The sequence below is a fragment of the Streptomyces lincolnensis genome (assembly GCF_001685355.1).
GTDB lineage: Bacteria > Actinomycetota > Actinomycetes > Streptomycetales > Streptomycetaceae > Streptomyces > Streptomyces lincolnensis.
Genome location: NZ_CP016438.1, coordinates 8,424,477 through 8,451,466 on the forward strand (window position 1 = coordinate 8,424,477; position 26,990 = coordinate 8,451,466).

General features: G+C 72.8%; 17 protein-coding genes. 14 read left to right on the plus strand and 3 right to left on the minus strand.

The features are described 5' to 3' along the window. The first annotated feature begins 33 nt into the window (after positions 1 to 33). Positions 34 to 10,950, plus strand: a complete 10,917-nt coding sequence (locus SLINC_RS37200) for a non-ribosomal peptide synthetase (RefSeq protein ID WP_067442817.1) — start codon at positions 34 to 36, stop codon at positions 10,948 to 10,950. Then, positions 10,937 to 12,637, plus strand: a complete 1,701-nt coding sequence (locus SLINC_RS37205) for an ABC transporter ATP-binding protein (RefSeq protein ID WP_067442819.1) — start codon at positions 10,937 to 10,939, stop codon at positions 12,635 to 12,637. Before SLINC_RS37200 ends, SLINC_RS37205 begins: the two co-directional genes overlap by 14 nt. 38 nt (positions 12,638 to 12,675) lie before the next feature. On the opposite strand, the gene SLINC_RS37210 is transcribed toward SLINC_RS37205, so the two are convergent. Further along, the gene (locus SLINC_RS37210; RefSeq protein ID WP_067442821.1) at positions 12,676 to 13,755 is read right to left on the minus strand and encodes an alpha/beta hydrolase-fold protein; all 1,080 of its coding nucleotides are present in this window, start codon (positions 13,753 to 13,755) and stop codon (positions 12,676 to 12,678) included. 177 nt (positions 13,756 to 13,932) lie between these two features. Between SLINC_RS37210 and SLINC_RS37215 the strand changes: the two genes are divergently transcribed. The 8 genes from SLINC_RS37215 (at position 13,933) to SLINC_RS37245 (ending at position 20,381) form a co-directional block, all read left to right on the plus strand. Then, positions 13,933 to 14,145 carry an MbtH family protein gene (locus SLINC_RS37215; RefSeq protein ID WP_067442823.1) on the plus strand — a complete coding sequence of 71 codons (213 nt, stop codon included), beginning with the start codon at positions 13,933 to 13,935 and terminating at the stop codon, positions 14,143 to 14,145. A 2-nt stretch (positions 14,146 to 14,147) separates the two neighbouring features. Next, positions 14,148 to 14,378, plus strand: coding sequence for a hypothetical protein (locus SLINC_RS37220; protein WP_067442828.1), 231 nt, complete (start codon positions 14,148 to 14,150; stop codon positions 14,376 to 14,378). A gap of 154 nt (positions 14,379 to 14,532) precedes the next feature. Continuing rightward, positions 14,533 to 14,919: a hypothetical protein gene (locus SLINC_RS37225; protein ID WP_152039045.1), complete on the plus strand. Its 387-nt coding sequence runs from the start codon at positions 14,533 to 14,535 to the stop codon at positions 14,917 to 14,919. A 43-nt stretch (positions 14,920 to 14,962) separates the two neighbouring features. Beyond that, on the plus strand, positions 14,963 to 16,072 hold the full coding sequence (locus SLINC_RS37230; protein WP_067442830.1) for a serine hydrolase domain-containing protein: 1,110 nt from the start codon (positions 14,963 to 14,965) through the stop codon (positions 16,070 to 16,072). Between the two features lie 394 nt (positions 16,073 to 16,466). Further along, positions 16,467 to 18,548 carry an elongation factor G gene (gene fusA / locus SLINC_RS37235; RefSeq protein WP_067442831.1) on the plus strand — a complete coding sequence of 694 codons (2,082 nt, stop codon included), beginning with the start codon at positions 16,467 to 16,469 and terminating at the stop codon, positions 18,546 to 18,548. A 78-nt stretch (positions 18,549 to 18,626) separates the two neighbouring features. Further along, the gene (locus tag SLINC_RS48205) at positions 18,627 to 18,749 is read left to right on the plus strand and encodes a family 1 glycosylhydrolase (RefSeq protein WP_152039046.1); all 123 of its coding nucleotides are present in this window, start codon (positions 18,627 to 18,629) and stop codon (positions 18,747 to 18,749) included. Between the two features lie 13 nt (positions 18,750 to 18,762). After that, entirely contained in the window at positions 18,763 to 19,614 is an 852-nt protein-coding gene (locus tag SLINC_RS37240; RefSeq protein WP_067442832.1) for an alpha/beta fold hydrolase, read from the plus strand. Positions 19,615 to 19,841: 227 nt separating this feature from the next. Continuing rightward, positions 19,842 to 20,381, plus strand: a complete 540-nt coding sequence (locus SLINC_RS37245; RefSeq protein WP_067442833.1) for a hypothetical protein — start codon at positions 19,842 to 19,844, stop codon at positions 20,379 to 20,381. Between the two features lie 32 nt (positions 20,382 to 20,413). On the opposite strand, the gene SLINC_RS37250 is transcribed toward SLINC_RS37245, so the two are convergent. Together SLINC_RS37250 and SLINC_RS37255 are read right to left on the minus strand one after the other, a co-directional pair. Continuing rightward, a complete protein-coding gene (locus tag SLINC_RS37250) occupies positions 20,414 to 20,806 on the minus strand; it encodes an SCO5389 family protein (protein WP_067442834.1) in 393 nt (130 codons plus the stop codon). A 40-nt stretch (positions 20,807 to 20,846) separates the two neighbouring features. Further along, positions 20,847 to 21,803 carry an ATP-binding protein gene (locus tag SLINC_RS37255; RefSeq protein ID WP_067442835.1) on the minus strand — a complete coding sequence of 319 codons (957 nt, stop codon included), beginning with the start codon at positions 21,801 to 21,803 and terminating at the stop codon, positions 20,847 to 20,849. A 115-nt stretch (positions 21,804 to 21,918) separates the two neighbouring features. On the opposite strand from SLINC_RS37255, the gene SLINC_RS37260 reads away from it, so the two are divergent. Genes SLINC_RS37260 through SLINC_RS37275 form a run of 4 tightly spaced genes read left to right on the plus strand, consistent with a single transcriptional unit; the run spans position 21,919 to position 26,985 of the window. After that, positions 21,919 to 22,455, plus strand: coding sequence for a GNAT family N-acetyltransferase (locus SLINC_RS37260; RefSeq protein WP_079164924.1), 537 nt, complete (start codon positions 21,919 to 21,921; stop codon positions 22,453 to 22,455). Then, positions 22,452 to 23,948, plus strand: coding sequence for an ABC transporter substrate-binding protein (locus SLINC_RS37265; protein WP_067442837.1), 1,497 nt, complete (start codon positions 22,452 to 22,454; stop codon positions 23,946 to 23,948). The genes SLINC_RS37260 and SLINC_RS37265 overlap by 4 nt, the downstream gene beginning before the upstream one ends. A 2-nt stretch (positions 23,949 to 23,950) precedes the next feature. After that, positions 23,951 to 25,744: an ABC transporter permease subunit gene (locus SLINC_RS37270; protein WP_067442838.1), complete on the plus strand. Its 1,794-nt coding sequence runs from the start codon at positions 23,951 to 23,953 to the stop codon at positions 25,742 to 25,744. Next, the gene (locus SLINC_RS37275) at positions 25,741 to 26,985 is read left to right on the plus strand and encodes an MDR family MFS transporter (RefSeq protein WP_067442839.1); all 1,245 of its coding nucleotides are present in this window, start codon (positions 25,741 to 25,743) and stop codon (positions 26,983 to 26,985) included. Before SLINC_RS37270 ends, SLINC_RS37275 begins: the two co-directional genes overlap by 4 nt. The last annotated feature ends 5 nt before the right edge of the window (positions 26,986 to 26,990 follow it).

Genomic DNA, 26,990 nt, shown 5'->3' on the forward strand with positions numbered 1-26,990 from the left:
CTTCCATGGTGTGGAAAGGGTGCTGAGTCTTCGATGATGGAACCGAGCGCTCGTCTCGTCCTGCTCTCCGCGACCCGCCTGGCCGACGTGCGTCGGCGCACCGGCGACCGCTCCGACCGGACCATCGCCGAAGCCTGCGCCATGGCGCTGCACTACTGGGCGACGGGCCGGAGCCCCGACGGCATCGACCTCACCCCCGCCACACCGTTCGCCGACGTCCTGGCATGGGCCGACGGCGGGGGGACCGGACCCGGCAGCCGGGAGGCGGGCACGGACGGCTGGAGCATCGCCGTTCCCGAAGGCGTCGGGCAGGCCGAAGCGCAACTGGCCCTGGACGACCTGGCCGACTTCCCCGACCGGCCCCTCGGCACCCTCGCCCCGGCCGACACGGCTGCCCGTCTCCAGGCCCTGGCCGAGTGGAACGACACCCGAACCGACCGGATCCGCCCCACCATCGTGGAGATGTTCCGCGAGCAGGCGCGGACCAGGCCGGACGCCATCGCCGTGGTGGACGGGCACCGGTCGCTGACCTACCGTCAGGTGGCCGAGCTGTCCAGCCAGTTGGCCCACCATCTGCTCGACCGCGGACTGGCCGCCGAACAGGTCGTCGGCATCTCCCTGGGCCGCGGCGCCGACATGGTGATCGGGCTGCTCGGCGTGCTCCAGGCGGGCTGCGCGTTCGTCCCGCTGGACCCGCAGTGGCCCGCCGCGCGCCGGGCCGTCGTCATCGAGGACGCCGGGGTCGTCACGCAGCTCAACGCCTCGGGCGAGCACGACCCGGGTGAACCGGCAGCCGTGGCCGTCGACCTCGACGACTGGCGGTTCGGCTCCCTGCCCACCGGCGGGACCGGCGTCACCGTCCCCGGGGCCGCCCTGGCGTACGTCATCTTCACCTCCGGTTCGACCGGGCGGCCCAAGGGCGCGATGATCCGGCACGAGGCGATCAGCGAGCGCCTGCTGTGGCAGGTGGAGGAGATCCTCGGCTTCGGCCACGACGACGCCTCGCTGTTCAAGGCCCCGCTGTCCTTCGACATCTCCATCAACGAGATCTTCCTGCCGCTGGTGTCCGGCGGCCGGCTGGTGGTCCTGCGGCCCGGCGGCGAACGCGACCCGCACCACCTGCTGAGCGTCATCGCCGAGCAGCGCGTCACCTTCACGTACCTCGTGTCGTCCATGCTGGACGTCCTGCTGGAGATCGCCGGCGACTCCGACCGCCTGGACAGCCTGCGGCACGTGTGGTGCGGCGGCGAAGTGCTGACCCCGGAACTGTACGAGCGGTTCCGCACCAAGCTCGACATCCCCATGTACCACGGCTACGGCCCCGCCGAGACGACGATCGGCGTCTCCCACGTCATCTACCGGGGCGCGGCCGAACGCCTGTCGACATCGATCGGCAAGGCCAACCCCAACACCCAGCTGTACGTGCTGGACGACGAACTGCGCCCGGTACCCGTCGGGGTCGGCGGCGAGCTGTACGTCGGCGGATTCCTCCTGGGGCGCGGCTACGTCGGCGCCCCCGGTCTGACGGCGTCCCGGTTCGTCGCCAACCCCTTCGCCGACGACGGCTCCCGGCTCTACCGGACCGGTGACCTCGCCCGGTTCACGCCGGACGGCTCGCTGGACTTCCTCGGCCGCGCCGACAACCAGATCAAGATCCGCGGCATGCGGCTGGAGATCGAGGACGTCGAGTCCGGCCTCGCCGAGCACCCCCGGGTACGGCACACCTGCGTCGTCGCCAGGAAGAACACGGCGGGCGGCACCTACCTGGTCGGGTACGTGATCCCGGCCACCGGGAGCGAGGACCTGCGGGCGGACGAGGTCAAGGCGTGGGCCGCCGAGCACCTCGTGGAGTACATGGTGCCCGCCCACCTCGTCGTCCTGGACGCGTTCCCGCTCACCGCGAACGGCAAGATCGACCGGCGCGCGCTGCCGGAGCCCGCGATCGGCACCGGCGCGCTCGTCCCGCCCGCCACCGACGACGAGCGCGCGGTGTGCGCGGCCGTCGCCGCGGTGCTGAGGCTGGACGAGGTCGGCGTCGACCAGGACTTCTTCCAGCTCGGCGGAGACAGCATTCTGGCCATCTCCCTGCTGAGCGCGCTGCGGGAGAAGGGCCTGCACGTCACCGCCGGGCAGATCTTCACCCACACCACCGTGGGCGCGCTGGCGGCGGTGGCGAGCCGTGAGGACCTCACCACCGTGGACCACCGGGACGTCCCGACCGGTCCCGTCGTGGGATCACCCATCGTGCGGTGGCTTGGCGAGACCACCGACGCGATCGACGGGTTCGTGCAGTCGGCGGTGCTCAACACCCCCGCGGACCTGACCGCCGACGCCCTCGACGCAATCCTCACCGCCCTGGCCGCACGGCACCCCATGCTGCGCGCCAGGCTCGTGCGCGGCGACCGCTGGAGCTTCGACATCCCGGAGGCGGACCATGCCGCCGTGGCATGGCAGGAGAGCGACCGCCCACTCGACGACTGCCTCGCCCTTGCCACCGACGGACTGGATCCGGCGGGCGGCGTGATGCTGCGGGCCGTGTGGCGCCGCGCGGCACGCCAACTGGTCCTGGTCGCCCACCACGTGGTGATCGACGGCGTGTCCTGGCGGATCCTGCGGGACGACCTGGCCACCGCCTGGCGGCAGTTCGCCTCGGGCGCACCGGTCGAACTGCCCCCGGTGGGCACGTCGTTCCGGCGCTGGACCCAGCTGCTGGAACGCGCGGCGTTCGACGCGGACAGCGCCTACTACCGGCGCCCCCTGCCGGGAACGGACCAACCGGTGGGCAGGCGTGCCCTGTCCGGGGCGGACACCGTGGCCCGGGAGCGGCTGCGGACCGTCTCGGTCGGCCCCGACGTCACGGCCGCGCTCCTGGGCACGGTCCCCGCGCGCTTCCACGCCGGCGTCAACGACGTACTGCTGACAGCCCTCGCCGTCACCCTCGCCCGCTGGCGCCGCCGCCTCGGGCAGGACCAGACGTTCGCGCACATCGAACTGGAGGGGCACGGCCGTGAAGGCCGGTTCGTGGCGGCGACCGCCGGATTCGAACCCGAACTGTCGCGGACCGTGGGCTGGTTCACCACCCTGTTCCCGGTGACGGTCGACCCCGGCACGGCACCCGACCTCACCGCCCCCGAGTACCTGGCCGCCGCGCTCAAGGCGGTCAAGGAGGATCTCGCCCGGGTCCCGGACAACGGCGTCTCCTACGGCGCCCTGCGCTACCTCGCCCACACCGAGTTCGACGCGCCAGCCCCGCAGGTGCTGTTCAACTACCTGGGCCGCTTCGACGCGGGCGTGTCCGGCGACTGGCAGCACGCGGGCACCACGGGCCAGTTGGGCGAGAAGCGCGACCCGGACATGCGCCTGCCGCGCGCCCTGGAGTTCAACGCCATCGCCGAATCCACCGCGACCGGCGGCGACTACGAGCTGGTCACCACCATCTCCTGGCCCGACGGACTGTTCACCGACGAGGACATCGCCACGCTCGGCGAGTACTTCCGGGCCTCCCTGACCGCACTGGCCGCTCTCGACGGGGGCGGACACTCGCCCAGCGACTTCCCCCTGGTGCCGCTCACGCAGGCCGACGTCGACGCCCTGGACGGGCCCGCGCTGCGGGACGTCCTGCCGCTGACCCCCTTGCAGGAGGGCCTGTACTTCCACTCGGTCTTCGACGACGACTCGGCAGGCAGCTACGTCGAGCAGCAACTGCTCACGCTCGACGGCGAGGTGGACGCCGCCCGGCTCGCGGCGGCGGCCACCCGGCTGCTCACGCTGTACCCCAACCTGTCCGCGCGGTTCGTGGCCCTCGCCGACGGCCGTGTGGTGTCCGTGCTGGAGAGCGGGGTGGAGGCGCCCTTCACCACACTCGACCGCCCCGGCGCCACCGACGCCGAGATCCGCGAGCACGCCGAGCGGGACCGCCGCGCCGGATTCGACCTGGCCACCGGCCCCCTGATGAGGTACACCCTCATCCGCGCGGGCTCCGGCCGGAACGTCCTGGTGCAGACCGTGCACCACATCATCGCCGACGGTTGGTCGGTCCCGCCGATGCTCCGCGCCCTTCTGGCCGAGTACCACGCGCCGGGCACCGTGCATCCGATCGGCGGCTTCCCCGACTACGTACGGTGGCTCGCCGGACGCGACGACGACGAGAGCGACCGCGTGTGGGGCGACCAGCTCGCCGAACTGCCCGCCCCCTCGCTGGTGGCCCCGGAGCACACCCCGTCGGACCGGTTCGCCGACACCGCCGTGGAACCCGAAACCGACATCGACACGGCGGCCCGGTCGGCCGGCGTCCCGCTGAGCGTGGCCGTGCACAGCGCCTGGGCGGTGACGCTCGGCGGCATCCTGCACGGCAGGGACGTGGTGTTCGGCTCCACGGTGTCCGGGCGCGACGCCGACGTGCCCGGCATCGAGGACATGGTCGGGCTGTTCATCAACACCGTGCCCGTGCGCGCCCGTTGGGCCGACACCACCACCGCACGCGACCTGCTCGCCGCGGTCCGCAAGCACCAGAGCGCGGTCCTGCCGCACCAGCATGTCTCGCTCGCCAGGATCGGCCGCCGGGCAGGCGCCGGAGCCCTCTTCGACACCCTGGTGGTGTTCGACGTCGCCACCGACGTCGACGCGCTGCGGCGGCCCGACGACACCCTCGTCATCACCGACATCGTCAACGAGGGCGCCCCGCACTACCCGTTGACGCTCGTCGTGGAGCGCACCTCCGACGGTCGCCCGCGCCTCAATCTGATCTACGACGGTGAACTGCTGGGGGAGAGGGGCGCCCAGGACATCCTGCGCACCTTCACGCACACCCTCACCGGCCTGCTCACCCGGCCCGACACCCTGGTCGACGACCTGGTGTCCGAGGGCAGCGGGCACCCCGCGACCGTCACCCCGACGACGCTGGGCGAGCTGTTCGACACCGCCGCGCGCCGCGCCCCGGACGCCACCGCCGTCACCCAGTGCGCTCTCGACGGCGCCGGACGCTCCCTGACGTACGGCGAACTGGCGGACGCGAAGAACGAGTTGGCCTCGGTGCTGCGCGCCGCTGGGGTCGCGCCCGGCAAGCGGGTCGCCGTGGCCGTACCGCGCTCCGTGGAGCAGGTCGTCGCCCTGGTCGCGATCGTCGGCGCGGGCGGGGCCTACGTGCCCCTGGACCCGGCCTACCCGGACGAACGCCTGGAGTACGTCCTCGCCGACTCCGCGCCGCAGGTCGTCCTCGTGGACCGTGCGCAGCGGGACCGCTTCACGGACCTGCTGTCCCGCGCGGGCGTGTCGGCCCACGTGCTGGTCCAGGGAGACCCGCTGCCGGACGGGCTGTCCGCGCGGAGCACCGGGCCCGGGCGCGAGGCCGGTCCGCACGATCCCGCGTACGTGATCTACACGTCCGGCTCGACCGGCAGGCCCAAGGGGGTCGTCGTCCCGCACTCCAGTGTGGTGACGCTGCTCGCCAACACCCGGCCCGACATGGGCTTCGGGCCGCACGACGTGTGGGTCCAGTTCCACTCCTTCTCCTTCGACTTCGCGGTCTGGGAGCTGTGGGGCGCGCTGACGCACGGCGCCGAGCTGCTGGTTCCGGAGCACGGGCTGACCCGCTCCCCGCTCGACTTCCACCGGCTGGTCCGCGAGCGCGGGGTGACCGTCCTCAACCAGACTCCGTCGGCGTTCTACCAGTTCATCGAGGCCGACCGGCACGCCGGTGAACCGCTGCCCGCCCTGCGCCGGATCATCTTCGGCGGCGAGGCGCTGGATCTCGGGCGGCTGCGCGGCTGGGTCGAACGACACGGCACCGCCTCGCCCGAGCTGGTCAACATGTACGGCATCACCGAGACCACCGTCCACGTCACCCACCGGGTGCTGACCGACGGGGACTTCGGCTCCGGCGACGACGTCAGCCCGATCGGCGGTCCGATTCCCGGCCTGGTCACCCATGTGCTCGACGACCGGCTCCGGCCGGTGCCGCCGGGGCGGGTGGGTGCCATCTACGTCGCCGGCGACCAGGTGTCGCTCGGCTACCTGGGCAGGCCCGGGCTCACCGCCGGCCGGTTCGTGGCGAACCCCTTCGCGGGCGACGGCTCCCGCATGTACCACACCGGTGACCTCGCCCGCCGTACGCTCGGCGGCGAGCTGGAGTTCGTCGGCCGCGCCGACGACCAGGTCCAACTCAAGGGATTCCGCATCGAGTTGGGCGAGGTGGAGACCGCGGTCCGGGAGCTCGACGGCGTGGTCGACGTGGCCGTCACCGTGGCGGACAGCGATGATCATCTGGTGGCGCATGTGGTGGGCGGGGTGCCGGACGGCTTCACCGAGCTGCTGTCGGCGAAACTGCCCGCGCACATGGTGCCGGGCCGCGTGCTGACGATCGACGCGCTGCCGCTGACCGTGAACGGCAAGCTGGACAGGAGGGCGCTCGTCCAGCGCGCGGCCGACGCACCCCCTGCGGGCGCGACCGGCCCCCACCGGGCCGCGGACGACACACTCGCCGCCCTGACCGGCATCTTCGCCGACACACTGCGCGGCACCCCCGTCGAAGCCGACACCGACTTCTTCCGTGCCGGAGGCGACAGCATTCTCGCCATCACCGTGATCAACCGGGCCCGGGCGCTGGGCCTGGCGATCGCGCCGCGGGACGTGTTCCTGCACAAGACACCGCGCGCCCTCGCCGCACACCTGGCGACGAGCACGCCCCCTGTCGCGGTGACGGTCCCCGCCCGCCGCGAGGACGGCCCGCTGCCCCCGACGCCGATCATCCTGCGGCAGCGTGAACTGGGCGGGTCGCTCACCGGGTTCGCCCAGGCCAGGACCCTCCAGGCCCCAGAAGGCACCGGCTTCACGGACGCCCAGCGCGCGGCCAATGCCGTAGTCGCCGCACACCCGGCCTTGAGGCTGCGGCTCCACACAGCACACGGAGTGTGGACCCTCCGCACCGAACCCGCCGGCGACGCCACCGTCGTACGCCCCGACACGACCGACGCGACGACGGCGGCGAACGAGGCCGCCGGGCGGCTCGATCCCGAATCCGGGGACGTCATCGCGTTCTCGTGGCTGGAGGCGAGCCGGACCCTCGTGGTCACCGTGCACCACCTCGCCGTCGACGCGGTGTCCTGGCTGGTCCTGCTGGACGACCTGGCCACCGCCCTGCGCGGCGAGAGCCTGGCGGCGCCGACCACGTCGTACGCCGAGTACGCCGAGGCACTGGCGGCCCGGTCGGCCGATGCCGTCGACGACCTCCCGCACTGGATCGCCACGCTCCAGGCGCCCCCGCTGCTGCCCACGGCCGAGGAACCGCGAGAGACCACGGTGGTGCTCGCGCCCGAGGTCAGCGAACGCCTGACACGCACCGCGCCCGCCGCCCTCGGCGTCGGGCTCACCGAACTGCTGTGCGGGGCGCTGCGCACCGCGCTGACCCGCATCCAGCCCTCGCCCACCGATCTCGCGATCGATCTGGAGCGGCACGGCCGGGTGCCGGTCCTCGAACACCACGACTACACCCGCACGGTCGGCTGGTTCACCTCCATCGCGCCCGTACGGCTCACGGCCCACACCGATCCCGTCGCGGCGGCGCGTGAGGTCACCGAACGCCAGCCCGACGAGCGCGCCCACGTCGCCTACGGCCGGCTCAGGTACCTCAACCCGCAGACGGCCCCCCTGCTGACCGCCCGCCCGCAGGTGCTGTTCAACTACCTCGGCCGGGGCAGCGAGGCCCAGGCACTGCACATCACCGGCGGCGAGCAGGGCAGCCCCTACGCCGTCGAGGTCAACGCCTGGCTCGACGAGGCCACCGGAAGCCTGCACGCCGCCTTCACCCTCGCCGAGGGCGTCCCCGACGAGATCACCGAGCACTGGCACCGCGCCCTCCAGCGCATCGCGGACGCCGCCACGACAGCCGAGCGCACCGCACCGGTCACCCCGCTCCAGCGGGGCCTGTTCTTCCAGGCACAGATGGCCGGCTCGGCCGGACACTACGTCGCACAGAGCTGGTTCACCTTCGACCGGAGCCTGGACACCGAGGCACTGGCCGAGGCGATGACGTACGTGATGGCGCGGCACCCGGTCGTGGGCGCCGGCTTCACCACCGACGACGACGGAAACCCGGTGCAGGTCCTTAAGGCGGGGCAGCGGGCTGATGTCCGCACGGTCCGGCTGTCGACGGACGCGGAGGTCGACGCCCTGCGCGCCCGGGACCGGGACACGGGGTTCGACCCGGGGCGGCCGCCGCTGGTCCGGCTGACCGTGGTGCGCCTGCCCGACGACCGCGACGGCCTGCTGCTGAGCTACCACCTGCTGCTGTGGGACGGCTGGTCCCGCGAGATCGTGCTGCGGGACCTGTTCGACGCCTACGAGTCCATCCTCGCCGGTGACTCCCCGGACCCCGTCCCGGCCACCCCGGGCTTCGAGGACCACGCCCGGGCGCTCGACGCCAAGGACTCCGCCGCGGCGGAACGCTTCTGGGCGGAGCACCTGGCCGCCCTCCCCGGCCCGACACTGCTCGCCGGACCGGCGCCGGCCCTCACGGACGACCTGCCGCGCACCCTCCTGCACACGCTGTCGCCGGAGCAATCGGACCTGCTGAGGGAAGCGGCCAAGGCGCACGGCGTCACGCTGAACTCGGTGCTCACCGGCGCCTTCGGCCTGCTTCTCGGCGCCCGCACCGGCCGAAGCGACGCCGTGTTCGGTGTGACCGTCTCCGGCCGGGAGGGCGAGGGCCTGGACGAGATCGTCGGCGTGCTCCTCAACACCGTGCCCCAGTGGACGCGGGCACGGCCGGACGACACGGTCGGCGCGTACCTGACGGCCGTGCAGACGGCCAGGGTCGAGGCGATGGAGCACGAGCACCTCGGGCTCGGCGAGATCCAGCGGGCCATTGGGCACGACACCCTGTTCGACAACCTGTTCGTGCTCCAGAACTTCCTGGACATGGACGCCTTCGCCGCGATGAACGCCCGGCACGGCATCACCTCGGTGAAGGCGGACGACTCCACCCACTATCCGTTCACGTGGGTCGTCACGCCCGGCGACCGGCTCACGGTCAAGCTGGAATACCGCGACGAGGACACCGACAACGCCCGCCGGCTGCTCGACGACTATCTGCGCGTGCTCGACGACGTGGCCCGGGCGACCGGACCGGTCGGCGCGCTGCGCGGGCTGGGGCCGGACCCCTCGGCGGAGACGCGTACCGATGTCGGCACGGACACCGTCGTCGACCGGTTCGACCGGGCGGCGGACCGCGATCCGCAGCGGGTCGCGCTCGTCGCCCACGGGCGGACCATGACCTTCGCCCAACTGCGGGACCGCAGCCGCGCGGTGGCGGGCGTGCTCGCCCGGCGCGGCATCGGCCCCGAGACCAACGTGGGCCTCGCGATACCGCGCTCCCTGGACTCGATCGTGGCGCTGTTCGCCGTCCTGCGGGTCGGTGCCGCGTACGTGCCGCTGGAACTGGACCACCCGGACGAGCGGATCGCCGCGATCGTCGCGGACGCCCGCCCGGACGTGACCCTCACGGTGAGCGCGGTGTCGCCCCGGCTGACCGGCGACCTGATCGAACTGGACCGCCCCCTCCCGGAGGCCGAGCCCTTCGTGACGTTCGCGCCGGACGACCCGAACCGCCTGCGGCACCCCGCGTACACCATCTACACCTCCGGCTCGACCGGGAAGCCCAAGGGCGTGGTGACCGAGTACGCCGGGCTCACCAATATGCTGATCAACCATCAGCGCCGCATCTTCGAACCCGTGCTGGCCGAGCACGGCCACCGCACCTTCCGGATCGCGCACACCGTGTCGTTCGCGTTCGACATGTCGTGGGAGGAACTGCTGTGGCTCGCCGACGGCCACGAAGTGCACATCTGCGACGAGGAGTTGCGGCGTGACGCGCCCCGGCTGGTCCAGTACTGCCTGGAACACGGGATCGACGTCATCAACGTGACCCCGACCTACGCCCAACAGCTGGTCGCCGAAGGGCTGCTGGACAATCCGCAGCGGCGTCCGGCGCTGGTGCTGCTGGGCGGTGAGGCCGTCACCCCGACGCTGTGGCGACGGCTCGCGGAGACCGAGGGCACGGTCGGCTACAACCTGTACGGGCCCACCGAGTACACCATCAACACCCTCGGCGTCGGCACCTTCGAGTGCCAGGACCCGGTGGTGGGCGTGGCCATCGACAACACCGACGTGTACGTCCTGGACCCGTGGCTGCGGCCCCTGCCGGACGGTGTTCCCGGTGAGCTGTACGTGTCGGGCATCGGCATCGCGCGCGGCTATCTCGGGCAGAGCGCCCAGACCGCGCACCGCTTCGTCGCCTGCCCGTTCGGCGCGCCCGGCGAGCGCATGTACCGCACCGGGGACCTGGTGGTCCGGCGGCCCGACGGGAACCTGATGTACCTGGGCCGCACCGACCAGCAGGTCAAGATCCGGGGGCACCGGGTCGAACTGGGCGAGGTCGAGGCCGTGTTCGCGGCACACCCCGCGGTGCGGTTCGTCGCCGCGGTCGCCCAGCCCGACCCGCAGGTCGACGGGGCGTACCGGCTGGCCGCCTATCTGGTCCTGGCCGGGGCGGAGTTGGCGACGGTCGCCGCCGAAGTGGGCGCCGGACTGCCGGACTTCCTGCGCCCGACGCACTACGCCCAGGTCGAGAGCATCCCGCTGACGGTGAACGGGAAGGCTGACACGAAGGCGCTGCCCGAGGCCAAGCCGCTGGGCGCGCTGACCACGGCGGGCGAACGGGGCCCGGAGACGGAGACCGAGACCCTGGTGTGCGAGTACTTCGCCGAGGCACTGGACCTGGACGACGACGAGGTGAGCGCGGTGAGCGACTTCGTGTCCCTGGGAGGGCACTCCATGCTGGCGGTACGGCTGATCGGGCTGCTCCGCCGGGAGTTCGGCCCCGTGATCACGATCCGAGACCTGTTCACCCTGCGCACCCCGGAAGCGATGGCCCACCACATCGATGAGCACTCCTGACACGCAGCGGCCCCGCACGGGGGCCGACATCCTGCGCACCGCACTGCGCCGCAACATCGGCGCGATGGCCGGGGGCACCGCCCTCATGGGCCTCTACCAGGCCGGTGAGACCGCCTTCCCCATCGCGCTCGGCCTGATCGTCGAACACGCGTTGCGGGACCGGAGCCCCGGTGCGCTCGCCCTGTCGATCGGCGCGCTGGCCGTGATCATCACGACGGTGTCGCTGTCGTGGAGGTTCGGCATGCGCATCCTCCAGAAGGCCAACACGACCGAGGCGCACCGCTGGCGGGTGCGCGTCGCGGCCTGCGGACTGAAGCCGGTGGCCAGGGACGTCGACCTCAAGTCCGGCGAGGTGCTGACCATCGCCACCGAGGACGCCGACCAGACCGCCGACATCATCGAGGTGGTGCCGCTGCTGATCAGCTCGCTGGTCGCGGTGCTGGTCGCGGCGGTCGCGCTGGGCCTGGCCGACCTCCGGCTCGGCCTGCTGGTGATCGTCGGCACCGTCGCGATCCTGTCGATCCTGAGCGTGATGTCCAAGCGGATCGGCACCAGTACGCGGGAACAGCAGGCCCGGGTGGCCCGGGCGGGCGCCAAGGTCGCCGACCTGATCACCGGACTGCGCCCGCTGCACGGCTTCGGCGGCAACCACCAGGCGTTCCTGTCCTACCGGAGCGTCAGCACCGAGGCGAAGCACCAGGCGGTCACCGTCGCCAGGGTCAACGGCGTGTACGCGGGCACCGCGCTGGCGCTCAACGCGATCCTCGCCGCCGCCGTGACGCTGATGGCCGGGTGGCTGGCGTTCGCCGGCCGGATCACCATCGGGGAACTCGTGATGGCCGTGGGCCTGGCCCAGTTCATCATCGAACCGCTCAAGCTGTTCTCGGAGATGCCGAAGTACGTGATGATCGCCCGCGCGTCGGCCGAGCGGATGGCGCTGGTACTGGCCGCGCCCCCGGTGACCACCCCGGGCACGGAACGCCCGGAACCGGGCGGGGACCTGGAGGTCGACGGCGTTCGGTACGGCACGCTGCGCCGGCTGAAGTTCCAGGTGTCCGCCGGGGAGTTCGTGGCGATCGCCGCCTATCAGCCACGTGTGGCGGCCGACCTCGCGGCGGTGCTGGCCGTGCGCGTCCCGCCCGACGCGTACGAGGGGGCGGTGCGGATCAGCGGACGGGACCTGGCGGATCTGTCGGTCGAGGCGGTCCGTGAGCACCTGCTGGTCAATCCATACGACGCGGAGATCTTCGCGGGCACCCTCCGCTCGAACATCGACCCGCCGGGCACCAGCCGGACGGTCTCCGAGGCCGTGGAGGCGTCCATGCTGACCGACGTCGTCGCCCTGCACCGCGAGGGACTCGACTACGGCGTCCGCGACCGCGGCGCGAACCTGTCCGGGGGACAGCGCCAACGGCTGTCCCTGGCCCGCGCGTTGGCCGCCGACACCGACGTCCTCGTCCTGCACGATCCGACGACGGCCGTCGACGCCGTCACGGAACAGCTCATCGCCCGCAACGTCGCGAAGCTCCGGCGGGGCCGCACCACCGTGGTGATCACCAGCAGCCCGGCTCTCCTGGACGCCGCCGACCGGGTCCTCGTCCTCGACGACGGCGTCGTCACCGCCGAGGACACCCACCGGAACCTGCTGGCCGGCGACGAGGAGTACTGCCTGGCGGTGGCCCGCTGACCGTCCGGACGGCCCTGGAGAGCCTGTGACCCGGGCTCTTACCCGAGGGCCCAGGCGACATCCCTGAGCAGGGCGTGCCGCCAGCCCGCCCGGTCGTGGCCCGACGCCGACCGTGAGGTCCGTACGGTCGCGCCGGCCTGTTCGGTCAGGGTCTCGACCGCGGCGCAGTGGGGCAGCATCCGCGTCTCGTGTTCCCCCACGTCGAACGCGACCCGCAGGCCGGACAGGTCGGGGCCCTCCCGCAGGAGCGCGGCGAGGGTTCCGCCGACCGGGCCGCCCAGGGGGTCGGGCCCGTGCATGGTGTCGGGCGTCCACCAGAACGACCCCGACTGGCAGGCGACGCGGGACACCAGGTCCGGGAACCGAAGGGCCGCGTACATCGCGCTCAGCCCGGCGAGGCTCTGCCCCGCGACCACCAGCCGGTCCCGGTCGGCGGGTACGCCGGACTCCGCGAGCAGCGGCGGCAGCTCCTCCCGGATCGCCTCCCACAACCGGGGCCGGCACGCGAACTCGGCCTCCCGGTCCCTCGCCGGCAGGAAGACGAGCGTGACGGGGGGCAGCGCGCCGACGGCGACGGCCGAGTCGAACGCGGTCATGGCCGGGTGCAGGTAGAGCCAGTCGTCCCCGTCGAGCAGCAGGACCACCGGCCCGCCCCCGCCCGCAGGATGGACCCGTACGGTACGCCGCCCACCGAGCCGTTCACTGGCCCAGCGGAGCCGGGTGCGGGGGAGAGGCAGGACGTCATCGGCACCGATGAGCGGCCAGTGGGGCTGGTCGGGGGCGTCCGGAGTCGCCGCGAGGGACCGGTCGGCGCCCGCGCCGGCCGCGTTCAACGGGTCGGCGTACGCGGCGTCGTCCGTGAGGAACTGGTAGGTCACCCGCAGCCGCGGGGGCATGCGCACCTCGGCGTACCAGCAGTCCGTGTCGTCCCAGCGGCGCAGGGGCACCGGATCCGACCAGCTCTCGAAGCCGATGCGTGCCCCGGTCCCGCGCCACAGGAACAACGTCACCCAACCGCCGTCGTCGGCAGGCCTGGAGACAGGTGCTCGGGCCGCCTCCCAGAACTCGTCGGTGCCGGGTGTGCCGGACAGCCCGTACCTGTCGAAGACGCTCTCCATGTGCGGACGTCTCCTTGTGAGAGGGGGGACGGAAGACTAAGCTCGCGAATTAGGCAAGCCTAACCTGAGCTTGGTATTTCCTTCCATCCCCGGTTCGCCTTCCCCCGGTTCGCCTTCCGAGGCTGCCGAAGGCGACGCGGCCGCCCTCCACCGTCCGGACCCGAGGAGACGCTGAACATGAGCACCAACCCGTTCGACGATGCCGAAGGCCGTTTCCTGGTCCTGGTGAACGACGAGGGCCAGCACTCGCTGTGGCCGTCCTTCGCCGAGGTGCCCGGGGGCTGGACGACCGTCTTCCACGAGAACACCCGGGCGGCGTGCCTGGAGTACATCGAGGCCCACTGGACCGATCTGCGTCCTCTGTCCCTCGTGGAGTCCACGGAGGTCTGACCGTGAGCGGACGGGCGCACGTCACCGAGGACTACGGGCACTTCTGGCAGGACGGCGAGGGCCGGTGCCGCTGGGTCATCTGGAACAGGGCCGCGGAGACCATGGTCTTCGACACGGAGACGAACTGCCCGGCGGAGATCGAGGACCCGGCGGCCCTGCCCGAGATCCTGCGCCGGATGCGTGCGGCGGGCGTACCCGAGAGCGACGAGTACCCGGGCCGTCCATGCGGGTAGGCGGCCCGTCCGAGGGCTGTCTGCCCCCGGGGAGCCGTCAAGGACCGGCCATCGGACGGCTGTTTCGGACAATCCTGATGCGTTCGCCTCGCCGGAAGGTGCCGCGGGAGACCATGAAGTGATTGTTCGGGACATGTCGAAAGGGATGCTCTTCATGAGATCGAGACGTCTGCTGGTGGGGCTGTCCATGGCCGCCGCCACCCTCGCCCTTCCGCTCGCGACGGCGGGCACCGCCCAGGCGGCACCGGCCTCACCGGCCGGCACCACGGCCGTGTGTATCCCCGAGGCGCCCGTCTGTTACGGCATCCGGGGCAGCGCCACCACGGGCTACAGCTACTGGTTCCGCTTCACGCCGCCCCCGTCGAGCCCGGGACTCATGTTCACGGTCAACGGCCAGCAGGCGTCCGGGTCGATCTCCACCATGTCGACTCCGACGAGCCTCTCGGGCGAGTTCAGGCCGCACACCCTCCTGCGCACCGGCGACACCGTCTGCATGCACGTCAGCGGCCGGCCCAACGGTTACTGCGAGACCGTCGTCTGAAATTCGGTTGACCGCGCGGCGTCCGGCGGGCTGAATGCCGGACATGGCTGACATCCAGGGCTCGTACGACGATCTGTTCACCGCGGTGCCCGAAGCGCTCTGTGACCTCCTGGACGCCGGGGACGCGGGCGGTTCGGTCGCCGTGTACGTGGACGGTGAACCGGTGGTCGACGTCTGGGGCGGACACGCGGACGCCGGGCGCACGATCCCCTGGCAGCGCGACACGCTCGTGGGCGTCTGGTCGGTCACCAAGACGATGACGGCCCTGTGCGCCCTGATCCTGGCCGACCGCGGCGACCTCGACGTGGACGTGCCGGTGGCCCGGTACTGGCCGGAGTTCGCCGCGGCGGGCAAGGAGCAGGTGCTGGTGCGGCACCTGCTCTCGCACACCGCGGGCCTGCCCGACTGGGACGGCACGGTGACCCCCGAGGACCTGTACGACCGGGAGTCCGTCACGGCGCGCCTCGCCGCCCAGGCGCCTTGGTGGGAGCCGGGCACGGAGGCCGGATACCACTCGCTCACCCAGGGGTTCCTGGTCGGCGAGGTGATCCGCCGGGTCACCGGGCGCGGTGTGGGGGAGTTCCTGGCCGAGCAGGTCACCGGGCCGCTGGGCGCGGACTTCCACATCGGCCTGCCCGCCGAGCACGATCACCGTGTCGCCCTCACCGTCCCGCCGCCCCACCGCGACGAGGACTACGCGGCGCGTGCCCCCGGCAGCACCGCCCCGGCGGGCGGCAACGGCGTACGGGTCCGGGACGGCAACAGCGTCGCCTGGCGCCGTGCGGAGATCCCCGCCGCGAGCGGATTCGGCACCGCGCGCTCGATCGCCCTCGCGCAGTCGGTGATGGTGTGCGGGGGAGCTGTGCGCGGGACGCGGCTGCTGTCCGCGGCGGGCTGCGAGCGCGCGTGGCAGGAGCAGTTCGCGGGCCAGGACCGGATCCTGGGCATGCCGGTGCGCTACGGCCTGGGCTACGGCCTCTTCGGCACCACGTATGGCTGGGGCGGCTGGGGCGGCTCGCTCGTCATGATCGAACCCGAGGCCCGCTCGGTGGTGGTGTACGTGACGAACCAGATGCGCGAACCGGAGGAGGACACCCGCGGCCTGGAGGTCGTGATGTCCGCCTACGACGGCCTCCAGGGGCTGCGCGTGTGAATCCGGTGGGCCGGGCCAGGGCGGGCCGGGCCGGGGAGCGGGAAAACCAAGTGACCGTGCCCGCCCCGGCTGCCTACACTCGCCACTGACCACGCGCCGCCCGCGAGCACAACGGCCGCGCGTGTCCCGAACAGGCAGACCAGCGAGGGGAGACGAGCCGTGCGCTACCGCACCGCTGTCGTCGTTCCCCGGTCGCTGCACGAGGTGATCCTCGTGTCCCCGTCCGTCCGGTACCCGCTGCGCGGCCGGTACCGGATGCCCGCGACGTCCCTCTGACCGACCTGCCCCACGTCAACGCCCGGCCACGACATGCCGGTTGACGTGCCGTCAAGTCCGTTGAGCCGTCCGGGAATCGCGCCGCCCTGTCCCACATCGTTTCGAAAGGCCCCGGGCCGTGCGCACCGACATCAATGCCCTCACCGCCGTCCGCAACCTCGGCATCCTCGCCCACGTGGACGCCGGCAAGACCACCGTCACCGAGCGGATCCTGTACGCCACCGGCACCACGCACAAGCGCGGCGAGGTCCACGACGGCACCACCGTCACCGACTTCGACCCGCAGGAGCGTGACCGGGGCATCACCATCTTCGCCGCCGCGGTGAGCTGCTCCTGGGACGGGCACCGGATCAACCTGATCGACACCCCGGGCCACGTCGACTTCGCCGACGAGGTGGAGCGTTCCCTGCGGGTGCTCGACGGCGCGGTGGCGGTCTTCGACGCCGTGGCGGGCGTGGAGCCGCAGAGCGAGTCGGTGTGGCGGCAGGCGGACCGGCACGGCGTGCCGAGGATCGCGTTCGTCAACAAGCTGGACCGGGCGGGCGCCGACCTCGACGCGGCCGTCGAGTCGATCCGGCAGCGGCTGCACCCGGCCCCGCTGGTCGTGCAGCTGCCCATCGGCCGCGAGGACGGCTTCACCGGTGTCGTCGACCTGCTGCGCCTGCGCGCGCTGACCTGGGCCGACGGCGGCGACACGGCAGAGGAGGGGCCGGTGCCGGACGCCCTGCGCGAGGAGGCGGGACGACGGCGCCGGCTCCTGGAGGAGGCCGTGGCCGAACGGCATCCGGCCGCCCTTGAGGAGTTCTGCGACCGGGAGACGCTCTCCGCCGAGACCCTCGCCTCGGCCCTGCGCGACCTGACGCGCAGCGGCGACGGCGTGGTCGTCCTGTGCGGCTCGGCCTACCGCAACCGCGGTGTCGAACCGCTGCTGGACGCGGTGGTGGCGTATCTGCCCTCGCCCCTCGACGTGCCCGCCGTGCGCGGCACGTACGACGGGGCGGAGCAGGAGCGGGCGGCCGATCCGCACGCCCCGTTCGCGGCGCTGGCGTTCAAGGTGAGCGCCACCCCGACGGGACGGCTGACGTATCTGCGGGTGTACTCGGGAACGATCGGAAAGGGGGACACCGTGCTGGACGCGGGCGCGCGGCGCACCGAGCGCGTCGGACGCATCCTGCGGGTGCGGGCCGACCGGCGGACGCCGGTGGACCGGGCGCTCGCCGGGGACATCGTCGCCGTCGTCGGGCTGAAGGCCGCCCGTCCCGGCGCCACCCTGTGCGCGCCGCAGGCTCCCGTCGTGCTGGAACCGCCCGGCGTGGCCGACCCGGTCGTCTCCGTCGCGGTCGAGGCACGCCGGTCCACCGACACGGACCGGCTGGCCTCGGCACTGGCCCGGCTGGTCGAGGAGGACCCCTCGCTGGTGGTCCGCACCGACCCCGAGACCGGTCAGACGGTGCTGTCCGGCATGGGCGAACTGCACCTGGAGGTCGCGGTGGAGAAGGTCCGGAGCGATCACGCGCTGGAGATGTCCGTCGGCCGGCCGAGGGTGTCGTACCGGGAGACGGTCGCCCGGGGCGTGACCGACCTGGTGTACCGCCATGTCAAACAGGACGGCGGGGCGGGGCAGTTCGCCCATGTCGTCCTGGATGTGGAACCGCTGGAGCCGGAACCCGAGGGCGCGACCACGGGTGCCGGGACCGCTGATGCCGGGACCGCCGGTTTCGCGTTCCGGTCCACCGTCGTCGGCGGTCGCGTCCCGCAGGAGTACGTGCGCGCCGTCGAGGCCGGCTGCCGGGACGCCCTCGCCGAAGGGCCGCTCGGCGGGCACCCGGTGACCGGACTGCGCGTCACGCTCACCGACGGGGCGACCCATGTGAAGGACTCCTCCGACACGGCGTTCCGCACGGCCGGCCGGTTCGCGCTGCGGGAGGCGCTGCGCGCCTCGGCGATGACCCTGCTCGAACCGGTCGTCGAGGTCACGGTCACCGTGCCCGAGGACGCCGTCGGCGGTGTCCTCGGCGACCTGGCCGCACGGCGCGGACGGGTCACCGGCTCGGCCACGCGTTCCGGCGCGACCGTGGTCACCGCCACCGTGCCGCTGGCCGAACTCTTCGGCTACGCGACGCGGTTGCGCAGCCGCACCCAGGGCCGCGGCACCTTCACGGCCCGCCCCACGGGCTACGCCCCGGCACCGGCGCGTTAGCCGCACCGAGCGTCCCCTCCCGACACCCGGGAGGGGCCGCTCCCCGGGTGTCGGCGCCGGGCCACGCGCCTTCGGGAAGTGCGCCTCACCGACGAGTACGGCGGCGTACACGGCTACGACAGACGCTTCGGCCTCGTCCACGTCGACTACGCGGCCCAGCAGCGCACGATCAATCCGCTTGCCCCACGGCCGCCCCGCTGACAACCTCACGCCCATGCCCACCTTCTCAGCCCCCGACGGCACCCTCCTCGGCTACCACGTGGCCGGTGAGGGCCCGCCCCTCGTCTGTCTGCCCGGGGGGCCGATGCAGGACTCGGTGTACCTGGGCGACCTCGGCGGTCTGACCGCCCACCGCACCCTGATCCGGCTGGACCTGAGGGGAACGGGCCGGTCGCACCGGCCCGAGGACCCGGCGTCCTACCGCTGCGACCGCCAGGTCGACGACGTCGAGGCGCTGCGCAAGGAACTCGGCCTGGAACGCCTGGACCTGCTGGCCCACAGCGCGGGCGCCAACCTCGCCGCCCTGTACACGGCCCGCCACCCCGACCGCGTCGCCCGGCTCGCCCTGATCACCCCCAGCGTCTACGCGGTCGGCATCGAGATCACCGCGGACGACCGCCTGCGCACCGCCCGCCTGCGCCGGGACGAGCTGTGGTTCGCTCCGGCCTACGCCGCCCTGGAGGCGGTCACCGAGGGCAGGGGCACACCGGACTCCTGGCAGGCCGTCGCCCCCTTCTGGTACGCCCGCTGGGACGAGGAGACCAAGGCGTTCCGCGCGGCCGAGGACGAGCAACGCAACGACGAGGCCGCCGGCGTCTACGCCTCCGACGGCGCCTTCCACCCACCGGCCACGAGGGCGGCCCTGGCCCGGTTCGCGGGCCCGGTCCTGCTCCTGTCGGGCGAGGTCGACGTGGCGGGACCCCAGCGCGTGATGACGGAGTACGCGACCCTGTTCCCGAACGCCGAGCCGGCCGTCCAGCCGGGCGCGGCGCACTTTCCCTGGCTGGACGACGCGGGACGGTTCGTGAGGGTGGTGGCGGCCTTCTTCGAGGGCCTGCCCTGTTAGCGACCCAACAGGGCCGTACGCCATGGGCCGTCACGGCCGGCTCGGATGACCTCCCACCGCACGTCGGCGATGGTCCGGGTCAGCGAACACGGCAGGCTGGGCGGCGTCCGGAGGATGCGGTCACCCGAGAGAGTGACGTTCTGGTCGTCGGGCACAGAGTGGGGTCGGCACTCGTTTGACTCGGCGATGAGGAATCCCCACTTGTCACGGACCACGGGGGAACACACATGGGTCTGTCCTTCCACCGCAATCCCGACGGCTCGACCACCGGCCGCAATCAGGATACGAACTTCACCGTCACCGACACTGACGAGGAGGAGGTCAAGCGACGCCTGTACGAGGATGCGGGATGGGAGTACACGCCTCCACCCCCTCCCGTGCCCGCCGGCTTTCACCGGTTCGCCCTGGTGGACGACGCGTTCGACGGCGTGGGCTTCGGCGGGGCGCGATATGCAAGCCTGCGTGAGGACCCGCCCGTCGGGTGCGTGCCCGTCGACTGGGGCCGCCTCGCCCTGAAATGCGAACGTCCCGGAGCGACGTTGTGGGACGCGATTGCGGACACCGTTTCCGAGGTCCGGTGCGAGCACGGGGTGGTGATGAACAGCCTCGGCATCGAGAAGGCCGACGAGTGGTTCGACGCCAGGAAGGACGGATACGGGGCCGAGATCGCTGCCCAACTGCTGCTGATGGCCGCGCAGCGTGCCGCACTGCTCGGCTATGGGCGCCAGGACCTGATCCGTCTACTCGAGGCGACAGGCATCGAGTAGACGGGCCTACGGCCGGTGCGCCCGTCGACGGGTCAGCAGTCCCGGAACTCCGGCGACTGGTTCAGCACCTGGGAGCGCACCGACGTGAACTTCGAGTAGCTCTCGCCGTCGAGGGAGTCCGGGCGGAAGGCCGCGACGCGGTGGCAGTTCTGGAAGGCGAGGGCGATGCCGAAGTGGCGTTCGAGGCTGCCGCGGATGGCGTCGCTGGCGAGGGCGCGCAGGAGCTGGCCGCGCTCCTTCTCGGAGGGGGGAGGGGTCTGGTTGTCGGTGAACTCCGCGGTGCCGCCCTTGAGGTCGGCGGCGAGGGAGGCGATGAGGTCGTAGGCGTAGGGCAGGGAGGTGCGGACGGTGGCCACGAAGTCCGCTTCGCGGATGTCGCCCTGCTCGGCTTCGGCGAGGAGGGCGGGGGAGACGTCGAGAGACATGCGAGGGGGTCCTGTTCTCTTGCGGTGAGGGGGGAGTCGATCAGGTGAGCGCCGGCGGGCCCGGGACGAAGTCCGGGTCCACCTGGGTGGTCAGGTCCAGGCCGGTCGACGCGTTCGCCCAGGAGCGGGCGTTGCGCAGGTGGAACTCGACGGAGTGGCGGTGGAGGAGGTCCCAGTCGCGGGGGCGGGAGTCGACGGCCTCGCGCAGGACGTTCAGGGCGTGCCGGTTGTGGGGCTCCAGGGTGTCCAGGTCGTCCTCGCCGCGGCCCTGTTCCGCCGCGCGGACCCAGGACGAGTGGACGAGGTGGGTCAACAGGTCGTCGCCCACCTGTTCCTTGAGGAAGAGCAGGTCGTCCTCGCCGGTCACCTTGTTGCCGACGACGGCGATCCGGATGCCGAACTCCTCGGCGTGGTCGCGGTACTGGCGGTAGACCGAGACGCCCTTGCGGGTCGGCTCCGCGACCAGGAAGGTCAGGTCGAAGCGGGAGAACAGTCCCGAGGCGAAGGCGTCGGCGCCCGCCGTCATGTCGACGACGACGTACTCGCCGGGGCCGTCGACCAGGTGGTTGAGGTAGAGCTCCACACCGCCGAGCTTGGAGTGGTAGCAGGCCACCCCGAGGTCGCTCTCGTCGAACTCGCCCGTGACCATCAGGGGCACGTCACCCGCGCGCCGGACGTGGCGGGCGTGCAGTTCGTCGTCGCCGAGCAGGCTCAGCAGACGCGAACCGCGGCCGGGCGGAGTGGTCTTGATCATCGCCTCGGTGGAGGCGATCCGCGGGTTGGTGCCGCGCAGGTACTCCTTGATCTCGGGGAGGTGGGCGCCGAGCGGGGGCGCGCCCAGGTCGTCCCCGTCGTGGCCCAGCGCTTCGGCCAGGTGTTGGTTGATGTCTCCGTCGATGGCGAGAACCGGCGCGCCCGAGCGCGCCAGATGCCGGGAGAAGAGCGCCGACAAAGTGGTCTTGCCGCTGCCACCCTTGCCGACGAACGCGATCCGCACTACCGCTCCATCGTTTTGAAAATGGATGTCATGTCGGTAGGTTCTAGGCGTGTTGTCGATCACTGTCAAATCGCACCGCGATCAACCTCTTCCGCTTAATGCATATGATGTGCAAGTGCGTGACTACAGCATCAGGGTGGCGAGCCCCGACGACATCGACAGTGCGCGAGCCTTGATGCTCGACACCGTCTACCGCGACTTCGGAACCGGCTACGTGCCCCGATGGCACGCGGACATCATCGACCCGGCCACCGCTTATCTCGCCCCCGCCCGCCACACCCTGCTCGTCGCCGTCGACCCGGCCGACGGAGCCGTCGTGGCCACCGCCGCGCTCGACTCCCGGGGCCCGGCCCACCCGCCGAACCCGCGCCGTCTCGCCGACCGCTTCCCCTCCGGCGAGACCGCCCAGCTGCGCCGGGTCTACGTCCGCCCCGAGCACCGCCGGCGCGGGCTCGCCCGCCGCCTGGTCGAGGAGCTGCTCGCCTTCGCGGCCGCGGACGGCGGCTACCGCTCCGTCTACCTGCACACCGACCCGGCGGTCCCGGGAGCCGAGCCCTTCTGGCGCTCGCTCGGCAAGGTCGTGCACGACGAGCGCGAGGACCTCGGCGGCGGGAACCACGTCGTCCACTTCGAGATACCGATGGGGCGATGACCACCGTGCGACGCCGACACATCCTGGGCTCCCTGCTGCTCGCCCCGCTCCTGACCGCCTGCTTCGCCTCGGGCGGCGGCTCCGCGGGCGACGGCGACGCGAAGGACGGCGCCCGCCTGCGGGTCGCCCTCGCCTTCCCGCCCGCCGAGAACCTCTCGCCGTACGGGGCCGACGCGACCCTCCTCAGCCGCCTCGGCGTCACCGAGGGACTGACCGCCCTGGACGCCAACGGTGCCGCGGCCCCCGCGCTCGCCGCGTCCTGGCGCCGCGAGAACGACCGCACCTGGCTGTTCACCTTGCGCGAGGCCACCTTCCAGGACGGCTCCGCGGTCACCCCGCGGGCCGTCGCCGCGTCCCTCACCCACGCCACCGAGGCCAAGCCCACGCCCGCCGCCCTGTCCGGCGTCACCCTCACCGCCAAGGCCGCCGGCACCGCCGTGAGGATCACCACCGGCGCCCCCGACCCGGTGCTCCCGCTGCGGCTGTCCAGCCCCAGCCTCGCCGTGCTCTCCTCGAAGGCGTACGACGCCCGGGGCGCCGCCGACCCGGTCGGCACCGCCACCGGCCCCTTCGAGCTGACCAAGGTCGACGGATCCACCTCCGCCACCCTCGACCGCTACGACGACTACTGGGGCGGCCGCGCCCAGGCCTCCGGCGTCGACGTCCGCTTCATCGCCGACGGCACCGCCCGCGCGAGCGCCCTGCGCACCGGCGAACTCGACATCGCCGAGGCGGTCCCGGTCGCCCAGGCCGCGACCCTCGACAAGAACACCCGCAAGGAGACGGCCACCACCCGCAGCACGAGCCTGCTCCTCAACGCGCGGTCGGGTCCCTTCAAGGACGCGAGGCTCCGGGCCGCCGCCCGCGCCGCCGTCGACACCTCCGTGCTAGCCAAGGGCGTGTACGAGGGGTACGCCGATCCCGGCGCCGGCATCTACGGACCCGCCGTCACCTGGGCCGAGGGCAAGCGGCAGCAGCCGGCCGGGCGCGCGAAGGCCGGCGCCCCGAACGGCACGCGGATCACCCTCGCCACCTACGACAACCGGCCCGAACTACCCGAGGTCGCCCAGGTGCTCAAGCAGCAGCTGGAGAAGGCCGGGTTCAAGGTCGCGCTGGAGGTCCGCGAGTACTCGCGCCTGGAGAGCGACGCGCTTCGGGGGAAGTTCGACGCGGTCGTCCTCGCCCGCAACACCCTCCTCGACACCGGCGACCCGGTGGCCGTCCTCGCCAGTGACTACACCTGCGACGGCGGCTTCAACATCGCCCAGCTGTGCGACAAGGGCGTCGACAAGGCCGTGGCCAGGGCCGAGGGCATCGCCGACACCGCCGAGCGGCAGGACGCGGCCATGACGGCCGAGGCCGCCGTCCTCGGCACCGACGCCGTCGTCCCGCTGGTCCACCAGCGGATCATCACCGGCGTCGGTGCCTCGGTCAGCGGGGTGCTCCTCGACCCCTACGAGCGCACCCTCGTCGGCACCGGAACGCGGCGCTGACCGTGCGACGGCAAGGGGCCGCACTGCTGTGGCGTGCCGCGCTCGCGGTCGCCCTCGTGTGCGGCATCGGTCTGCTGCCCTGGCTGACCCGCACCGACCCCGCCCTCACCGTCCTGAAGGCGCGGTCGGCCGACCGCGACCCCACGCCCGAGGTGCTGGCCGACATCCGCGGCCAACTCGGTCTGGATCAGGGGCCGGTGAAACTCCTCGGACAGTGGCTCGGCGGACTGTGGCACGGGGACGCCGGGCGGTCCTGGCTCTCCGGCACCGAGGTCACCCCCGCGGTGCTCCAGGCCCTCGGGGTGTCCCTGCTGCTGATGGCGGTGGCCCTGATGGTCGCCGCCCTCACCGCCATCCTGGTCTGCGCCCGCACCCTCTGGCTCGGCGCGCACCGGCGCCTGCACGGACGCCGCGCGGGGGGCGGCGGCTCGGCGGTCCTGGCCGCACTGCCCGAGTTCCTCACCGCCTCCGTCCTTGCCACCGTCGTCGGCGTGCAGCTGGGCTGGCTGCCCGCCCTCGGCTGGTACGGGCCCCAGTGGACGGTCCTGCCCGCGCTCGCCCTCGGCCTGCCCGCCGGTGCCGTCCTGGGCCGGCTCCTGGACGACCTGCTGCCCGGCGCGTTCGCCGAGCCGTGGGCGCTGGCCGCCGACGCCCGCGGACTGCCCGGCCGGCGCGTCGCCCGCCAGGCGGTCCGCCGCTGCCTGCCCGGACTGCTGCCCAACCTCGGCCTGTTCGTCGTCGGCCTGACCGGCGGATCCGTCGCCGTGGAGCAGATCTTCGACATCCCCGGCCTCGGCCGCACCACCCTCCAGGCCGCCCTCGCCCAGGACCTGCCCGTCCTCCAGGCCGGCACCCTCGCCCTCCTGCTGCTCGCCGCCACGGCCGCCGGACTGGCCGCCCTCGCCACCCACCGCCTCACCGGCCCCGCCCTGCGCGACGGAGCACTGTCCTCCCTGCACCGCCCGACACCCCCGGCCCGCCGGACCCTGCCGCTCGTGTACGGCGCGCTGCTCGTCGCCGTCGTCGCGCTCGGCCTGCCCCGCGACCCGCTCGCCCTGGACACCACCGCACGCCTCCAAGCCCCCTCCGGTGCCCACCCGTTCGGCACCGACGCGCTCGGCCGGGACGTCCTCGCCCGGGTCTCCCACGGCGCCCTCGACACCCTGCTGCTCGCTGCCGCGATCAGTGCCGCCGCCCTGCTCACCGGCCTCCTGCTAGGGCTGCTGCCCCAGGTCTCCGGGCCGCTCGTCGACACCGTCAACGCCGTACCGCCCGTCCTCCTCGCCCTGCTGGTCACCGCCGTCGCGGGCAGCGGAACCGCCACCCCCGCGTTCGCCGTGGGAGCCGTCGCCTGGGCGCCCCTCGCGGCGCACACCGCCGCGCTCCTGCGCCAGGAACGCGCCGCACTCCACCTCACCGCCACCCGCGGACTCGGCGCGAGCCGCCCCTACCTCCTGCGGCACGAACTCCTGCCCGCCGTGCTGCCGCCCGTGACCCGACACGCCCTGCTGCGCCTGCCCGGCATCGCGCTCGCTCTCGCCTCGCTGGCCTTCCTCGGCCTCGGCGCCCAGCCGCCCTCCCCGGAGTGGGGCCTCCTCCTCGCCGAGAACCAGCCCTACGCCGAACGCGCCCCCTGGGCCGTCCTCGCCCCCGCCGCCGTCCTCGCCCTGCTCGGGGCGTTCGCGGTGAGCGCGGCGGGCGGGGTGCGGTGGCGCGGGCGGCGGACTCGACCTCGTATCCCCTTGACCGCGGCGGAACCGCCGTCCCGAACACCGGAATTGGTGGGAGCCCGATGACCGCCCCGACGACCGCCCCGACGAACGCCCTGACGGCAGGCCCGCGCCAGGTGTCCGGGCGCCACCGTCTGTCGCCCCTGCTGCGACTGCTGATCCTGACCCAACTCGCCTTCAACATCGGCTTCTTCGCCGTGCTGCCGTTCCTGTCCGCACATCTGGGGCAGGCCGTGGGGATGGCGGGCTGGCTGGTCGGGTTCGTGCTCGGGCTGCGGACCTTCAGCCAGCAGGGGCTGTTCGTGGTCGGCGGGGCGCTCGCCGACCGGTACGGCATCCGGCCGGTCGTCCTCGCCGGATGCGTGCTGCGGATCGGCGGCTTCGCCTGGCTCGGGTACGCCGCGCAGACCTGGTCGGTGATCTGCGCCGTCCTGCTGATCGGGTTCGCGGCCGCGCTGTTCTCGCCCGCCGTGGAGTCCGAGGTCGCCCGCCAGGCGATCGTCCACGAAGAACACGGCGGCTCCCGCACCCGCGTGCTCGCGCTGTTCACCGTCGCCGGACAGGCCGGAGCCTTCGTCGGACCGCTCATCGGCGCGCTGCTGCTGTCGGTGGACTTCCGCACGGTGTGCCTGGCCGGGGCCGGGATCTTCGTGCTCGTCCTCGCCGGGCACGCCTGGCTGCTGCCGCAGCACATACCCGGCCGGGAGCGCGTCCACCTGCGCGGCGGGATGGGGCCGCTGCTGCGCAACCGGCGGTTCCTGGCGCTGTGCTGCGCCTACGGTGCCTATCTGCTCGCCTACAACCAGCTCTATCTCGCGCTGCCCGCCGAGGTGGAGCGCGCGGCGGGCTCGCAAGCCCCGCTGGCCTGGCTGTTCGCGCTGTCGTCGCTGCTGGTGGTGACTGCCCAGCTGCCCCTCACCCGCTGGGTGGGGGACCGGCTCGACCTGCGCCGGTCGATGGTGACAGGACTGCTGCTCATCGCGGCCGGGTTCGCCGTCGTGGCCGTGGCCCGGCCCGCCGGCTGGACCGGCACGCGGGGACTGCTGCCCGCGGCCGGCTTCGTCGTCCTGCTGACCCTCGGCCAGATGCTGGTGGCCCCCGTGGCCCGCGCCTGGGTGCCCGACCTCGCCGAGGAGGGCCGTCTCGGCCTCTATACGGGGGCGCTGTCCTCGGTGTCCGGACTGATCGTCCTGGTGGGCAGTTCGGCCAGCGGCATCCTGCTGGACAGCGGGTTGCCGGCCGCGGTGCCGTGGCTGGTGCTGGCCGCCGTACCGGCCGCCGCCGTCGCGCTGCTGCCGCGTCGGTAAAGTCC

Excerpts from the sequence above, each read along its gene's own strand:
- SLINC_RS37200 (WP_067442817.1), top strand. The coding sequence starts at position 34 with ATGATGGAACCGAGCGCTCGTCTCGTCCTGCTCTCCGCGACCCGCCTG.
- SLINC_RS37205 (WP_067442819.1), top strand. The coding sequence starts at position 10,937 with ATGAGCACTCCTGACACGCAGCGGCCCCGCACGGGGGCCGACATCCTG.
- SLINC_RS37210 (WP_067442821.1), bottom strand. The coding sequence starts at position 13,755 with ATGGAGAGCGTCTTCGACAGGTACGGGCTGTCCGGCACACCCGGCACC.
- SLINC_RS37215 (WP_067442823.1), top strand. The coding sequence starts at position 13,933 with ATGAGCACCAACCCGTTCGACGATGCCGAAGGCCGTTTCCTGGTCCTG.
- SLINC_RS37225 (WP_152039045.1), top strand. The coding sequence starts at position 14,533 with ATGAGATCGAGACGTCTGCTGGTGGGGCTGTCCATGGCCGCCGCCACC.
- SLINC_RS37230 (WP_067442830.1), top strand. The coding sequence starts at position 14,963 with ATGGCTGACATCCAGGGCTCGTACGACGATCTGTTCACCGCGGTGCCC.
- SLINC_RS37240 (WP_067442832.1), top strand. The coding sequence starts at position 18,763 with ATGCCCACCTTCTCAGCCCCCGACGGCACCCTCCTCGGCTACCACGTG.
- SLINC_RS37245 (WP_067442833.1), top strand. The coding sequence starts at position 19,842 with ATGGGTCTGTCCTTCCACCGCAATCCCGACGGCTCGACCACCGGCCGC.
- SLINC_RS37250 (WP_067442834.1), bottom strand. The coding sequence starts at position 20,806 with ATGTCTCTCGACGTCTCCCCCGCCCTCCTCGCCGAAGCCGAGCAGGGC.
- SLINC_RS37265 (WP_067442837.1), top strand. The coding sequence starts at position 22,452 with ATGACCACCGTGCGACGCCGACACATCCTGGGCTCCCTGCTGCTCGCC.
- SLINC_RS37275 (WP_067442839.1), top strand. The coding sequence starts at position 25,741 with ATGACCGCCCCGACGACCGCCCCGACGAACGCCCTGACGGCAGGCCCG.